This is a genomic window from Isoptericola sp. NPDC056578 (assembly GCF_042793275.1).
Taxonomy (GTDB): Bacteria; Actinomycetota; Actinomycetes; order Actinomycetales; family Cellulomonadaceae; genus Isoptericola.
The window spans coordinates 21,697-35,425 of record NZ_JBHTVC010000048.1; the positions used below are offsets into that span (position 1 = coordinate 21,697).

A 13,729-nucleotide genomic window follows, 5' to 3' on the forward strand; every position below is an offset into this window, starting at 1 on the left:
GCCCGGCGCTACCGTCGTCGGGTGGTCACCGACCGGGGCACGGGCACGCCCGTCAGGCTGACGCGGGACCAGGCCCGCCGCATCGCGGTGCGGGCCCAGCTGCTCGACGCCCACCGCCCGGACGACCTCCTGGCGACGGTCGAGCACCTGATGGTGCTGCCGGTCGACCCGACCGCCGCCGTCGCGCCCGCCGTCGACCTGGTCCCGTGGTCGAGGCTCGGCCGCGCGACGTGGCCCGGGGCGGTGGAGGACGCGCTCGCCGACCGGATGCTCTTCCGCCTCGGCGGCACGGTGCGGTCGATCGAGGACCTGCCGCTGTACCTCGAGCAGATGCGCCGGTGGCCGTTCGGGGACTGGCGCGCCGGCTGGTTCCACGACAACGCGCCGTTCCTCGACGACGTCCTGCGCCTGCTCGAGGCCGAGGGGCCGCTCGTCGCCCGCGACGTCCCCGACACGAGCGTGCGGCCCTGGCGCTCGACCGGCTGGACCGGGCACCGCAACGTCACGCAGATGCTGGAGTTCGCGAGCCTGCACGGCGACGTCGCCGTCTGCGGGCGACGGGGCCGCGACCGGCTGTGGGACCTGGCCGAGCGCGTGTACCCGGACGTCGACCCGCTGCCGCGCGCGGAGGCGGCGCGCGAGCGGGTCGCGCGCCGCGTGCGGGCGCGCGGCATCACCCGGGCCCGCCTGCCCGGCCTGCCGGGGGACGAGGACCACGTGGACCTGGTGGGCACGCCGGTCACCGTGGAGGGCACCGAGCGGACGTGGCTCGTGGACCCGGCAGCCCTGGACGGCGTCGACGAGCCGTTCGAGGGCCGCACCGCGGTGCTCTCGCCGTTCGACGCGCTCGTGCAGGACCGTGCCCGGCTGCTGGAGGTCTTCGACTTCGACTACGTGCTCGAGATGTACAAGCCGCGCGCCGAGCGTCGCTGGGGCTACTTCGCGCTGCCCGTGCTGCACGGGGACCGGTTCGTCGGCAAGGTCGACGCCACCGCCGACCGCAGGGCGGGCGTGCTCCGGGTGGCCGCGATCCACGAGGACCTGCCGTTCGACCCCGACGTGTCGCAGGCGGTGCGCGGCGAGCTCGCGGACCTCGCCGGGTGGCTCGGGCTCGACGACGTGTCCCTCTGACGCTCCCGCCCTCCGGCCCGGCCGGATGAGAGTCCTCTCATCGACGTCTCACCCCGGTCACGCGCGCGCCCCGTCGGATGGTGCCGTGCCGCCCACCAGCCCCGCCCCGACGCGCCCCACCCCGACGCCGCCCGCGGACCACCGCGCCTGGCTCGACCTGCTCACCGGCGACGCGGCCGCGGACGTCCTGGGCGCGGCGCTCGCGGCCGACGGCGCCGCGCTCGAGTCGTGGTCGGTGCGGCAGGTGCACGCACGCCCCGGCGCCGAGGTCACCGTGGCGTACGACGTCGTCGCGCGTCGCGAGGCCGGCGGGCGCACGGTCCGCGGGCCGGAGCACCTGTTCGCGACGAGCGCCCGCGCGTCGGCGTTCCGCCGTGCCCGCGGCGACCGGGCCGGTGCCGACGCGGACGGCGGCCTCGGCCCCGGCGTCGTGCGACTCGACGACGGCGGGCGCTCGGTGCACGTGTGGCGCCACCCGTACGACCCGGCCCTGCCCGGGCTCGCGGCGGGCAGCACGCCCGACCGGGTGGCCGGGCGCCTGCGCGCCGCCGGGTCCGACGCCCCGCTGCTCTCCCTCGAGACCGTCACCTACCGCCCCCTGCGCCGTGCCGTGCTGCGGGCGCGCACCGCGGACGGCGCCGCGTACGTCAAGGTGGTGCGCCCGACGCGCGTCGACGACCTCGTGCGGCGGCACGCGCTCTTCACGGCGCGCCCCGGCGGCGTGGCCGCGCCGCGGGTCCGGTCCTGGGCCTCCGACGGCGTCGTCCTGCTCGACGAGATCCGCGGCGAGTCCGTCGCGGAGCTCGTCGCGCGCACCCCCGCCGCCGACCAGCCCGCCGGCATCGACCCGGCGGAGCTGCTGCGGGTCGCGACGGCGCTGCCGCGCGCGGGCCTCGCCCTGCCGCGCCGCCCCGCGTGGGCCGACCGCTCGGCCCACTACCTCGGTGCGCTCGCGACCGTGCACGGGGTCGACGCCGCCCGGCTCGCCGCGCTGCGCGAGGCGATCGACGTCGTCGTCGCCGCGGGCGACCCCGGGCCGCTCGTCGTGACGCACGGCGACCTGCACGCCGCGAACCTGCTGCTGGACCCCGGGACCGGCCGGGCGGATGCCGGCGGCCGGGCGCGACCGCGCGTCGGCGCCGTGCTCGACGTCGACACCCTGGGCCCCGGGTACCTGGTGGACGACCTGGCGTGCGCCGTCGCGCACCTGGCGGTGCTGCCGTCGCTCGACCCGGGCGCGTACGCGGGGGTGGGCGGGCTGGTGGACCGTTGCCTCGAGGCCTTCGGCAGCGCGGTGGAGCCGGCCTTGCTGCGCGCCCGGGCCGCGGCCGTCGTCGTCTCCCTGGCGGCGGGGGCCGAGGACGCCGCGGCCGTGGGGGAGTTCCTCGACGTCGCCGAGCGCCTCGCCGCGGACGCGGCCGCAGTCTGAGAACCCTCTCATCCACGCCTCCCGGCCCTCTCACGGTGGCCCACGAGGCTGGGGACCAGTCGGCGGGAGACGCCCGCCAGGAACCACCCGACGAAGGAGCAGCACGATGAAGGCACGCAGCGCATGGATCGTCACGGGCGCGCTGGGCGCGGTCGGCCTGGGTGCCGGCGTCGCCGCGGCCCAGGGCACGTTCGACCGCACGCCGTCCGACGCGGTCGTCGCGTCCGCCGTGCAGGTGGGCGACGACGGGGCCCCGGCGGGCTCGGCGGGCTCGGCGGCGGTGGGCACGGCCGCGAGCCCGTCGCCGGCGGCGACGGCGAACGGCACGTCCATCACCACCGTGACGGCGGGCTCGGTCGCCACGGCGACCACCGCGCCGACGACGCAGACCGCGAACACCGCCCCGTCCGCCCAGACGGCGCCGACCGCCGCCAGTCCGGCGACCGCGGCCTCTCCGGTCAGCCCGGTCAGCCCGGTCACCCCGCAGTCGGCGCAGACCGCCCCGACGGCGGCGTCCGCGGACTGACCACCCCGACCCGCCCCCGACGGCGAACAGGCGGTTGTGCACGTTCTGAGCGTTCAGAACGTGCACGACCGCCTGTTCGGCATGTCGGGTCAGGCCAGGCGGTAGCCCATGCCGCGCACGGTGACGAACCGCTCGGCGCCGAGCTTGTTGCGCAGGTAGCGCACGTACACGTCCACCACGTTGGAGCCCGGGTCGAAGTCGTACCCCCACACCCGCGAGAGCAGCTGCTCGCGGCTGAGCACCTGCCCGGCGTTGCGCAGGAACGCCTCGGCGAGCGCGAACTCCCGGGCCGACAGGTCCACCTCGACGCCGGCGGCGGTGGCCCGGCGGGTGCGCAGGTCGAGGCTGAGGTCGCCGTGGCTGAGCACCGTGACCTCGCCCGCCGGCTCGGCCCGCAGCCGCAGCCGGATGCGGGCCAGCAGCTCCTCGAAGCGGAACGGCTTGGGCATGTAGTCGTCGGCGCCGCCCTCGAGCCCGGCCACCGTGTCCGCCACGGACGTGCGGGCGGTGAGGATGATGACCGGCAGCGTCACCCTCGCCTCGCGCAGCCGGCGCAGCACCGTGAAGCCGTCCTGGTCGGGCAGCCCGAGGTCGAGCACCATGAGGTCGAAGTCGCCCGACGACGCGAGGTCGAACGCCTCCCGCGCGGTCGCGACCGTCGTGCTCGCGTAGCCGGAGGCGCGCAGCCCCTTCGCGACGAACGACGCGATGCGGGTCTCGTCCTCCGCGATGAGGATCTGGCTCACGTGGCGGGTCCTTCCCGGTCGGGGGCGGTGCGCGGGGGCAGCTCGGGGGTGGGCGCGGAGCGCGCGGTCGGCGCCGTGCGGCCGACGGGGGGCACGGCGCGCCCGGGGGTCGGGTCGGGGCCCGCGTCGGGCACGGGCAGCACGGGCACGACGACCGCGAACGTGGAGCCCCGGCCGGGGACGGACTCGACCGTCACCTCGCCGCCGTGCCCCTCGGCGATGGCCGCGACGATCGCCAGGCCGAGCCCGGAGCCGTCCCGCCGCTCGCCGTCGTGGTCGCCGCGCGCGAAACGGTCGAAGACGCGCTCCAGGTCGTCCGGCGCGATGCCGACACCCTCGTCGCGCACCCACAGGCGCACGCGCGCCCCGTCCGGCGTCGTGCGTGACCCGATCGCGACCACGCTGCCCGGCGCGGAGAACTTCACGGCGTTGGCGGCGAGCTGCAGCCACGCTTGGGTGAGGCGCTGCGCGTCCGCCATCGTGCGGGCGTCGGTGCGGGAGTCGACCAGCCAGGTGCGCTCGCCCAGCGTCCGCGCCTTGTCGAGCACGTCGTCGGTGAGCCGGCCCAGCTCGACCGGCGCGGGCCGCACGAAGTCGGGCTGCCCGACGGTCGCGAGGGTGACCAGGTCGTCGACCAGGCGGTGCATCCGGTCGAGCTCGTCGAGCGCGAGGTCGCGCGTCTCCGCCGCGTCCGCCGGGTCGGCGGTGTCCATGAGCTCCAGGTGGCCGCGCACGATCGTCAGGGGCGTGCGGAGCTCGTGCCCGACGTCGTCGAGCAGGCGGCGCTGGGACTCGAACGAGCCCTCGAGCCGGTCGAGCATCCCGTTGAAGGCTCGCGTGAGGTGGGTGAGGTCGTCGTTGCCCGACTCGGGGATCCGGGCGGACAGGTCCGACTCGCCGATCTGCTGCGCGGTGCGCGCGAGCATCCGGATCGGGCGCAGCAGGCGCCCGGCGAGCAGCCACCCCACGACGCCCGTCACGACCAGCGCGGCGAGCGCCACGAGCGCGTAGCTGCGGAAGACGGCCTGGGTCTCCGCGTGCTCCGCGACCCGGTCGTAGGCGAGCACGAGCGCCGCGGGCTCGCTCGACGTCGGCACGGCGTCGTTCGCCCCGGGCAGCGCGGCGACGGGCGCGACGAGCGCGCGGTAGTCGGTGGTCGCGGTGCTGATCGTCCGCAGCACGACCTGGTCGGAGTCGAGCAGCGGCGTGACCGCGGCGACGAACTCGGCGTCGTCCTGGAGGTGCACCTCGACGGCCTGCTGGGACACCAGGGGGCGCTGTCCGGTGCGGAGCCCGATGACGCCCTCGTGCCGGGCGGGGACGTCGAGCTGGATGGCGGTCACCACCACCTCCTCGGCCGACGAGAACGGGTCGCCCGTCACGGGGTCGACGCCGGACGCGGCGAGGGTGCGCAGCTCGTCGGCGCTCTCGGTGAGGTCGGCGTCGATGCGGTCGTCGACCTGCTCGTACGTCAGGAGGTACGCGGTCGCCCCGGCCAGCGCGACCGCGAGGGCGGTGAGGGCGAGGAGGACGGCCAGGATGCGCGTGCGGACGGTCGGCCCGCCCTGGGGCCGCGGGGTTCGCGCCATCAGTCGTCCTCGTCCGTGTCGGGGGCGTCGTCATCGTCGTCGGGCCCGTCATCGTCGTCGGGCCCGTCGTCGTCATCGTCGTCGTCCGTGGGCGGGACGGGCGCGACGCCGCCGTCGTCGGACGTCCGCGTCGGCGTGGGCGTGGGGCTCCCGGACGGCGACGGCGTCGCCTCCCCGGACGGCGACGGCGTCGGCGACGCCGGGTCGGGCGTGGGGGAGACGACCACGACGCCGCCCACGTCGCGGTCCTCGGGCACCGACGACATCGCGGCGGCAAGGACCCCGCCGATCAGCGCGACGAGCGCCACGCCGAGCACCCAGGGCACCGCGGCGCGCCACCGACGTCCCGACCGTTCCGCCGCCCGTTGAGCCATGGCCGGATCATCCCGCGGACGGATGAGACGCAGATGAGAGCGCCCCGGCCCCGTGACCCGGCCCCGGGTCGGGTGCCGCGAGCCAGGCGTCGACGTCGGCCAGCAGGCGGCGCCGCGTGCTGTCCGACGCCCGGCTCGCCCGCACCGACGACCGTGCCAGGTCCGCGAGCTCGGCGTCGGTGAACCCGTGCACCTCGCGGGCGGCGACGTACTGGTCGAGCAGCCGGGAGGAGAACAGCAGCGGGTCGTCCGCGCCGAGGGCGACGCGGGCGCCCGCCTCGACCAGCGGCCGCAGCGGCACCTGGGACGTGTCGGCGTACACGCCGAGGCCGACGTTCGAGGCGGGGCACACCTCGAGGGCCACCTCGCGCTCCACGAGCTCGGCGAGCAGCGCGGGGTCCTCCCCGGCCCGCACCCCGTGGCCCAGCCGGTCGGGGTGCAGGGCGTCGACGACGTCGCGCACGTGCGACGGGCCGAGCAGCTCGCCGCCGTGCGGCACCGACGCCAGCCCCGCCCGGCGTGCGATCCGGAACGCGGCCGCGAACTCGGCGGTGTCGCCGCGCCGCTCGTCGTTGGACAGACCGAAGCCCACGACCTCGCCCGGGCCGTCGCCCGCGTACCGGGCCGCGAGGCGGGCGAGGGTGCGGGCGTCGAGCGGGTGGCGCATCCGCGACGCGGCCACGACCACCGCCACCTCGACGCCGTGCGCGGCGCTCGCGGCCCGCGCCGCGTCCAGCACGATCTCGACCGCCGGCGTGATGCCCCCGACGAACGGCGCGTACGACGTCGGGTCCACCTGGATCTCGAGCCGCCGCGACCCCTCGGCGGCGTCGTCCTCGGCGGCCTCGTCGACCAGGCGGCGCATGTCCGCCTCCGACCGCACGCACGCGCGGGCCGCGTCGTAGAGGCGCTGGAACCGGAACCAGCCCCGCTCGTCGGCCGGCACCCGCAGCGGGTCGCCGTCCGTGAGGGCGCTCGGCAGCCGGACACCGTGCCCGGCCGCCATGTCGCGCAGGGTGGGCACCCGCATCGACCCCGTGAAGTGCAGGTGCAGGTGGGCCTTGGGGAGCTTCGCCAGATCGCGCACGGCGCCAGTCTGCCCCGACCCGGTGGGTGCGGGCCCGGTCAGGGCAGCCAGCCGCGCTCGCGCGCCACGGTCACGGCGGCGGTGCGGTCGTCCACGCCCAGCTTCGCGAACGCCCGCAGCAGGTGCGTCTTCACCGTGGCCTCCGCGATGTACAGCTCCCGCCCGACGGCGGCGTTGGACAGGCCCCGCGCCACGAGGCCGAGCACCTCGGCCTCGCGCGCCGTGGGCCGCTCCGCCGCGGTCCGCACGCTCGTCACGAGCCGGGTCGCGACGCCCGGCGCCAGCACGGTCTCGCCCCGCGCGGCCGCGCGCACCGCCGCCACGAGCTCGTCGCGCGGGGTGTCCTTGAGCAGGTAGCCCGTCGCGCCCGCCTCGACGGCGCGCAGGATGTCGGCGTCCGTGTCGTACGTCGTGAGGACGACGACGCTCGGCCCGCCGCCGCGGGACGCCCCCACGATGCGCGCCGTCGCGCCCACGCCGTCCAGGCGGGGCATGCGCAGGTCCATGAGCACGACGTCGGGCGCCAGCTCGACGGCCAGCGCCACCGCGACCTCGCCGTCCGGGGCCTCGCCCACGACCTCGACGTCGGGCTCGCCGTCGAGCATCCCGATGATCCCCGAGCGCACGACCGGGTGGTCGTCGACGACGAGCACGCGCACCGTGCCCGTCGTCCCCGCCCCGCTCACGCGGCGCCGCCCGAGGCCGGCACGTGCACCTCGACGCGCGTGCCGCCGCCCTCGCCGGGCTCGACGACGAGCGTGCCGCCCACCGCGGAGACGCGCTCCCGCATCCCGGCCAGCCCGAGACCGTCGACCTGGCCGGGCGGCAGGCCCCGCCCGTCGTCGGTCACCTCGAGCCGCACGTCGGGCGGTGCCCCGGGGACTGAGCCGCCTCGGGCGAGCAGGATCGTCACCGCACGAGCTCCCGCATGCCTGCGCACGTTCGCCAGCGCCTCCTGTGCCGAGCGCAGCAGCACCACGTCGGCGGCCGCCTGGCCCGTGGCGCCGCCGGTGCGCGCCGGGCCGGCCGCCCCGGCCACGTCCAGCGTCACGGGCGTGCCCGTCTCGGCGGTGAACCGCTCGGCCAGGCGGCGCAGCGCCTCGGCCAGCGTCGAGCCCTGCAGGGGCACGGGTGCGAAGGCGGCGACGAGCGCACGGGCCTCCGCGAGGTTGTCCCGCGCGGTCTGCTCCACGACCAGCAGCCGCTCCCGGGCGCGGTCCTGCTCGCCCCGGTCGAGGGCCGCCGACGCCGCCTGCGCCTGCGTCACGACACTCGTGAAACCCTGCGCCAGCGTGTCGTGGATCTCCCGGGCGATGCGCTCCCGCTCCGCCGTCACGCCCGCCGCGTGGTGCGACTCGGCGAGCTCCGCCTGCGCCTGGCGCAGCTCGTGCAGCAGCCGCGCCCGCTCCTCCGAGCGGCGCATCGTCGCGGCGAACCAGAGCCCGAGCAGCACGGAGAACGCGATCGCGATGCCCATCTGCGGTGCGGCCTCGATCAGCGTCGGGACGTCGAACCCCTGCTGGGCGGCGATGGCGAACGTGGTCGCGACGCCGAGGGCGACGCTCGCCACCACGGCGCGGCGCGGCGGCTCCAGCAGCATCCAGAGCTGCGTGAACGACGCGAACAGCAGGAACGTGGCCAGGCCGCCCTGGGCGACGGCGACCGCGGTCCCGACGATCAGCACGACCGTGTAGGCCAGCGCCCGGCGCTGGTCGCGGCTGCGGGCCGCGGGAGCGCCCCACACGGCGTACCCGACGAGCATGACGGCCATCGCGGCGTACGCCGTCCACAGCTCGCGGGCGTTCGAGTCCCCGCCGAGCGCCATCGCCGACGCGGTCAGCAGCACGATGAGGACGAACCCGACGTCCCACCACACGACCTGCCGGTCCCAGGGGTCGGACGTCACCCGGGCGACCTCGTCGTCGGCCGCCGCGCCGGACGATGCGGCGGACGATGCGGCGGGCTCTGTGCCGGGGGCGCCGTCAGCCGTCGTCACGGCGCCGCCACCGGAAGGTGCGCACCCCGACGACCAGCCCCACGATCAGCCATGCGACCAGTACAGCAGCGGTCGCGGGGTGCTGCCAGGACCCGCTCGTCTCGAGCGCCGCCATCTCCTCCGGCAGGAAGACGGACCGCATGCCCTGAGCGATCCACTTGAGGGGGAACACCGAGGCCAGGGTCTGCATCCAGCCCGGCAGGGCGAAGAACGCGAAGAACACGCCCGAGATGAACTGCAGCACCAGCACGACCGGCGTCACGACGGCGCTCGCGGACCGCCCGGACCGCGGCAGGGACGAGAACCCGACGCCGCAGACCGTGCCGGCGGCGGCCCCGAGCGCGAACACCCAGGCGAACGTGGTCCAGCGGCCGGCGTCGGTGGGCAGCGGGACGTCGAAGGCGAGGGCCGCGACGGCCAGCAGCAGGGCCGTCTGCACGACCGACGTCGCGAGCGTCAGCGCCACCTTGCCGCCCACGTACGCGGTCACCGGCAGGGGAGTGGCGCGCAGGCGGCGGAGCGTGCCGTCGTCGCGCTCCACGGCGATGGAGACGGCCAGCGACTGGAAGCTGGTGAGCATGATGCCGGTCGCGACCATGCCGGGCAGGAAGTACTGGGCGAAGCCGATCTGGGCGACCTCGGTGCCCTGGTCCTCGCTCCCGAACACGGACGCGAAGATCGCGAGCATGACGATGGGGTAGGCGAACACGAAGATCACGGCGTCGCGCTCGCGCCAGAACTGGCGCAGCTCCACGGCGGCCCGCACCAGCGTGAGCCGTCCGAGCCCGGGCAGCCGCCCGCCCGTGTCCGCACGGCCCGACGACGCGGCGGTCGCGCCCGTCGACACCTGGTCCACCTGGTCCGCCTGGTCCGTGGTGCTCATCGGTCGTCCTCCGTCGTCAGGAGCCCCAGGTAGACGTCCTCGAGGCTGGGGCGGGTGATGCACAGGTCGGCGACCTCGCCGTCGACGCCGGCGACGGTCGCCATGAGGTGCGCGGCGAGCGCCGTCGGCGCGTCGGTGCGCTCGGAGTGCCGGACGCCGTCGGCGGTCCAGGTCACCAGGGGGGTGCGCGCGCCCGGGCCGCCGAGCGTCTCGGGCGTCCCTTCCGCGACGACGCGCCCGTCGCGCACGACGGCGACGCGGTCGGCCAGGTGCGCGGCCTCGGCGAGGTCGTGCGTGGTGAGCAGGATGGTGGTGCCGGTGTCCCGCAGGCCCAGCACGAGGTCCCAGAACGTCCGCCGCGCCTGCGGGTCGAAGCCGGTGGTCGGCTCGTCGAGGAAGAGGAGCTCCGGGTGGCCGACGACGCCGAGCGCGACGTCGAGCCGGCGCCGCTGCCCGCCCGACAGGGAGCGCACCCGCGCGCCCGCCTTGGGCGCGAGGCCCACGGCCTCGACGACCTCGTCGGGGTCGCGGGGCGCCGGGTAGTACCGGGCGGTGGAGCGCACGGACTCCGCGACGGTGAGCTCCGCCTGGTCGCGCGAGTCCTGCGCGACGACGCCGAGCCGCGCCCGCCAGGCCCGCCCGGCCCGGGCGGGGTCCTCGCCGAGCACGCGCACCTCGCCGGCGTCGCGGTCGCGGAACCCCTCGAGGATCTCGATCGTCGTCGTCTTGCCCGCGCCGTTGGGGCCGAGCACGGCGACGATCTCGCCCGTCGCGAGGTCGAGGTCCAGCCCGTCGACCGCCTGCTTGGGTCCGTAGCGCTTGGCGAGCCCGCGGACGCGGACGGCGCCGCCGGGGGACCCCGGTGCGCCGGGGGGACGGACGCCGGGACGCCCGCGAGGGGCGGCCGGCGGGGGAGCCGGGGAGGGTGTCGTCGTCGAGGTCATGCGTCGAGCCTCCCGCCCGCGGGGGCCCCGCGGGAGCCTCGGACGGCGGGACCGCGGGTCCACCGATCGGTGGACGGCGGGCGTCGGGCGGACGGCCGGGCGGGAGTGTCGAGCCCGGTTCGAGCCCGGTTCGAGCCCGGTTCGAGCGTGGTTCCGGCGTGGTTCCGGCGTGGTTCGACCCAGGCCCCTGCGTCGCGTACAGTTGTCCCTCGGTGGTTGATGCCCGCCAAGATCGAGCGCGCCCTTCCGGGGTGCTTCGAGCGTGGCGACACGGGTGTCGAGCACGAAGGGTAGTGGCGCAATTGGTAGCGCAGCGGTCTCCAAAACCGCAGGTTGCAGGTTCGAGTCCTGTCTACCCTGCCAGCGTGATCCCCCGCGGGGCCGCGCGCAGCGGGGCCATCCGCATGACCCCGGAACGCCAGGAGTCAGTGCCGTGGGCGCGTCGCCGGCAGGTGGCGTGGCCGCGGCGGGAACGCGAAACGGGGTAGAGCGAGTGAGCGAGTCACCGGCTGAGGCCGTGGGGACGCCCGGCGGGGGCAGGTCGGCCACCGGCAAGCGCCCGAACCTGTTCGCGCGCATCGCGCTCTTCGTGCGCCAGGTCGTGGCGGAGCTCCGCAAGGTCGTGACCCCGACCCGCTCGGAGCTGGTCAACTACACGATCGTGGTGCTGGTGTTCGTCACCGTGGTCATGCTGTTCGTGGTGGCCCTCGACTGGGTCATCGGACTGGGCGTCCTCGCCCTCTTCGGCGACTGACCTCGGCAGGCCGCCGGACGCCCGCCCCCGAAGCAAGCAGATTCCAGAAAGCAGGTTCGTTCGTGTCCCAGGATCCGCTGGACCAGACGGAGAACGTCGACCCCACCCAGCCCGACGCCGACGGCGCCGCGGCTGACCTCGACGTGCCCGCGGACCCCGCCACGGACGCGGCGGCCGAGGCGGACGTCGAGGACGCTGCCGACGAGACCGTCGAGGACGAGGCCGCCGAGGACGAGGACGCTGCCGACGAGGCGGACGAGGACGAGCGCCCGGCGGACGCCGACGGTGACGTCGTCGAGGACCCGGCCGAGGAGTTCCGCCGCACCCTGCGCTCGCAGCTCGGCGACTGGTACGTCATCCACTCGTACGCCGGGTACGAGAACCGTGTGAAGGCCAACCTGGAGAACCGCATCCAGAGCCTGAACATGGAGGACTACATCTTCCAGATCGAGGTCCCCATGGAGGAGGTGACCGAGATCAAGAACGCGCAGAAGAAGACCGTCCGCCGCGTCCGCATCCCCGGTTACGTCCTCGTGCGCATGGACCTCACGGACGAGTCGTGGGGCGCCGTGCGCCACACGCCGGGCGTGACCGGCTTCGTCGGCCACACGCACCAGCCCGTGCCGCTGACGCTGGACGAGGTCTACTCGATGCTGGCGCCGGTGTTCGTCGAGGCGGCCCCCGAGGCCGGCAAGGCCGCGGCGGCGTCGGGCGCGACGGCGAAGGCCCCGGTCGAGGTCGACTTCGAGGTCGGCGAGTCGGTCACCGTCACCGACGGCCCGTTCGACACGCTGCCCGCCACGATCTCCGAGATCAACGCCGAGGCCCAGAAGCTCCAGGTCCTCGTCTCCATCTTCGGCCGGGAGACCCCGGTCGAGCTGTCGTTCAACCAGGTCGCCAAGATCTGACGGACGCGGTACTGCAACCGGGTCATCGCCCACGGCGTCGGCCCACGAACAAGAAAGTCAGGGAAGAGTCATGCCTCCCAAGAAGAAGGTCTCCGGCCTCATCAAGCTCCAGATCAACGCCGGTGCGGCCACGCCCGCCCCGCCGATCGGCCCCGCGCTCGGTCAGCACGGCGTGAACATCATGGAGTTCTGCAAGGCCTACAACGCGGCCACGGAGTCGCAGCGCGGCAACGTCGTCCCCGTCGAGATCACCGTGTACGAGGACCGCTCGTTCACGTTCATCACGAAGACGCCGCCGGCCGCCGAGCTCATCAAGAAGGCCGCCGGTGTGGCCAAGGGCTCCGCGACCCCGCACACCGTCAAGGTCGCGCAGCTCACCCAGGACCAGGTCCGCGAGATCGCGCAGACCAAGCTCCAGGACCTCAACGCGAACGACATCGACGCCGCGATGAAGATCGTCGCCGGCACCGCTCGTTCGATGGGCATCACCGTCGCGGAGTGATCCGTGACCGGGCCGCCCGGACCGTGACCGGATCCTTCCGGCGCGGTCCGGGCGGCTCGGACCAAGTCCCGGCGATCGACGTCGGGCACGTGGCAGGGTCCGCGCGGACCCGCTCACCACGACTGCAGAAGGAGAAGCAGATGGCAACGCGCAGCAAGGCGTACCGCGCCGCGGCCGAGAAGATCGACCGCGAGAACCTGTACAGCCCCCTCGAGGCGGTCCGCCTCGCCAAGGAGACCGCGACGGTCAAGTACGACGCGACCGTCGAGGTCGTGTTCCGCCTGGGCGTCGACCCCCGCAAGGCCGACCAGATGGTCCGCGGCACGGTCAACCTCCCGCACGGCACCGGCAAGACGGCCCGCGTGATCGTCTTCGCGAACGCCGCCAAGGCCGAGGAGGCCGTGGCGGCCGGGGCCGACGAGGTCGGCGGTGACGACCTGATCGCCAAGGTCGCCGCCGGCTACACCGACTTCGACGCCGCCGTGGCGACGCCGGACCTCATGGGCAAGGTCGGTCGCCTGGGCAAGGTGCTGGGCCCCCGCGGTCTCATGCCGAACCCGAAGACCGGCACCGTGACGATGGACGTGACCAAGGCCGTGTCCGACATCAAGGGCGGCAAGATCGAGTTCCGCGTCGACAAGCACGCGAACCTGCACTTCATCATCGGCAAGGCGTCCTTCGACGAGAAGGCGCTGGTGGAGAACTACGCCGCCGCGCTCGACGAGGTCCTGCGTCTCAAGCCGACGTCGTCGAAGGGCCGGTACATCACCAAGGCCACGATGACGACGACGATGGGCCCGGGCATCCCGCTCGACCAGTCGCGCACCTCGAAGCTCCTCGAGGAGGCGTGATCCCGGCAG

Annotated in this window: 15 protein-coding genes and 1 tRNA gene; 8 read left to right on the plus strand and 8 right to left on the minus strand. The window is 75.3% G+C overall.

The window, feature by feature from the left end; translation table 11 throughout:
* Positions 1-21 precede the first annotated feature (21 nt).
* The 3 genes from ACFQ80_RS16825 (at position 22) to ACFQ80_RS16835 (ending at position 3,086) form a co-directional block, all read left to right on the plus strand.
* Positions 22-1,131, plus strand: coding sequence for a DNA glycosylase AlkZ-like family protein (locus tag ACFQ80_RS16825; RefSeq protein ID WP_430564436.1), 1,110 nt, complete (start codon positions 22-24; stop codon positions 1,129-1,131).
* Between the two features lie 85 nt (positions 1,132-1,216).
* On the plus strand, positions 1,217-2,560 hold the full coding sequence (locus tag ACFQ80_RS16830; RefSeq protein ID WP_430564437.1) for a phosphotransferase: 1,344 nt from the start codon (positions 1,217-1,219) through the stop codon (positions 2,558-2,560).
* A gap of 106 nt (positions 2,561-2,666) precedes the next feature.
* Positions 2,667-3,086, plus strand: coding sequence for a hypothetical protein (locus ACFQ80_RS16835; protein ID WP_430564438.1), 420 nt, complete (start codon positions 2,667-2,669; stop codon positions 3,084-3,086).
* 89 nt (positions 3,087-3,175) lie between these two features.
* Here the strand turns inward: ACFQ80_RS16835 and ACFQ80_RS16840 are convergent, their stop codons facing one another.
* The 8 genes from ACFQ80_RS16840 to ACFQ80_RS16875 form a co-directional block, all read right to left on the minus strand.
* Positions 3,176-3,832, minus strand: coding sequence for a response regulator transcription factor (locus ACFQ80_RS16840; RefSeq protein WP_430550525.1), 657 nt, complete (start codon positions 3,830-3,832; stop codon positions 3,176-3,178).
* Positions 3,829-5,421: a sensor histidine kinase gene (locus ACFQ80_RS16845; RefSeq protein ID WP_430564439.1), complete on the minus strand. Its 1,593-nt coding sequence runs from the start codon at positions 5,419-5,421 to the stop codon at positions 3,829-3,831. Before ACFQ80_RS16845 ends, ACFQ80_RS16840 begins: the two co-directional genes overlap by 4 nt.
* Positions 5,421-5,795 (minus strand): hypothetical protein, encoded by a 375-nt coding sequence (locus ACFQ80_RS16850; RefSeq protein WP_430564440.1) that lies wholly within the window; start codon positions 5,793-5,795, stop codon positions 5,421-5,423. The genes ACFQ80_RS16845 and ACFQ80_RS16850 overlap by 1 nt, the downstream gene beginning before the upstream one ends.
* Positions 5,796-5,802: 7 nt before the next feature.
* Positions 5,803-6,882: an adenosine deaminase gene (locus ACFQ80_RS16855; protein WP_430564441.1), complete on the minus strand. Its 1,080-nt coding sequence runs from the start codon at positions 6,880-6,882 to the stop codon at positions 5,803-5,805.
* Positions 6,883-6,920: 38 nt separating this feature from the next.
* Positions 6,921-7,568, minus strand: a complete 648-nt coding sequence (locus ACFQ80_RS16860; RefSeq protein ID WP_430550521.1) for a response regulator — start codon at positions 7,566-7,568, stop codon at positions 6,921-6,923.
* On the minus strand, positions 7,565-8,788 hold the full coding sequence (locus tag ACFQ80_RS16865; RefSeq protein ID WP_430564442.1) for a sensor histidine kinase: 1,224 nt from the start codon (positions 8,786-8,788) through the stop codon (positions 7,565-7,567). Before ACFQ80_RS16865 ends, ACFQ80_RS16860 begins: the two co-directional genes overlap by 4 nt.
* A gap of 76 nt (positions 8,789-8,864) precedes the next feature.
* Positions 8,865-9,761 (minus strand): ABC transporter permease, encoded by an 897-nt coding sequence (locus tag ACFQ80_RS16870; protein WP_430564443.1) that lies wholly within the window; start codon positions 9,759-9,761, stop codon positions 8,865-8,867.
* Positions 9,758-10,705 (minus strand): ABC transporter ATP-binding protein, encoded by a 948-nt coding sequence (locus ACFQ80_RS16875; RefSeq protein ID WP_430564444.1) that lies wholly within the window; start codon positions 10,703-10,705, stop codon positions 9,758-9,760. The genes ACFQ80_RS16870 and ACFQ80_RS16875 overlap by 4 nt, the downstream gene beginning before the upstream one ends.
* A 287-nt stretch (positions 10,706-10,992) precedes the next feature.
* On the opposite strand from ACFQ80_RS16875, the gene ACFQ80_RS16880 reads away from it, so the two are divergent.
* The 5 genes from ACFQ80_RS16880 (at position 10,993) to rplA (ending at position 13,720) form a co-directional block, all read left to right on the plus strand.
* A tRNA-Trp gene (locus tag ACFQ80_RS16880) sits at positions 10,993-11,068 on the plus strand.
* 130 nt (positions 11,069-11,198) lie between these two features.
* A complete protein-coding gene (gene secE / locus ACFQ80_RS16885; protein ID WP_430550517.1) occupies positions 11,199-11,459 on the plus strand; it encodes a preprotein translocase subunit SecE in 261 nt (86 codons plus the stop codon).
* Positions 11,460-11,521: 62 nt separating this feature from the next.
* The gene (nusG, locus tag ACFQ80_RS16890; protein WP_430550516.1) at positions 11,522-12,367 is read left to right on the plus strand and encodes a transcription termination/antitermination protein NusG; all 846 of its coding nucleotides are present in this window, start codon (positions 11,522-11,524) and stop codon (positions 12,365-12,367) included.
* A gap of 70 nt (positions 12,368-12,437) precedes the next feature.
* Complete coding sequence (gene rplK, locus ACFQ80_RS16895) at positions 12,438-12,869, plus strand: 50S ribosomal protein L11 (RefSeq protein WP_380323551.1); 432 nt, start codon at positions 12,438-12,440, stop codon at positions 12,867-12,869.
* 140 nt (positions 12,870-13,009) lie between these two features.
* Positions 13,010-13,720 carry a 50S ribosomal protein L1 gene (gene rplA / locus ACFQ80_RS16900; RefSeq protein ID WP_430550515.1) on the plus strand — a complete coding sequence of 237 codons (711 nt, stop codon included), beginning with the start codon at positions 13,010-13,012 and terminating at the stop codon, positions 13,718-13,720.
* Positions 13,721-13,729 lie beyond the last annotated feature (9 nt).

Bases quoted from the DNA above. Each gene is read 5' to 3' on its own strand.
- ACFQ80_RS16835 (WP_430564438.1), top strand. From the start codon at position 2,667: ATGAAGGCACGCAGCGCATGGATCGTCACGGGCGCGCTGGGCGCGGTC.
- ACFQ80_RS16845 (WP_430564439.1), bottom strand. From the start codon at position 5,421: ATGGCGCGAACCCCGCGGCCCCAGGGCGGGCCGACCGTCCGCACGCGC.
- ACFQ80_RS16850 (WP_430564440.1), bottom strand. From the start codon at position 5,795: ATGGCTCAACGGGCGGCGGAACGGTCGGGACGTCGGTGGCGCGCCGCG.
- ACFQ80_RS16870 (WP_430564443.1), bottom strand. From the start codon at position 9,761: ATGAGCACCACGGACCAGGCGGACCAGGTGGACCAGGTGTCGACGGGC.
- ACFQ80_RS16875 (WP_430564444.1), bottom strand. From the start codon at position 10,705: ATGACCTCGACGACGACACCCTCCCCGGCTCCCCCGCCGGCCGCCCCT.
- rplK (WP_380323551.1), top strand. From the start codon at position 12,438: ATGCCTCCCAAGAAGAAGGTCTCCGGCCTCATCAAGCTCCAGATCAAC.
- rplA (WP_430550515.1), top strand. From the start codon at position 13,010: ATGGCAACGCGCAGCAAGGCGTACCGCGCCGCGGCCGAGAAGATCGAC.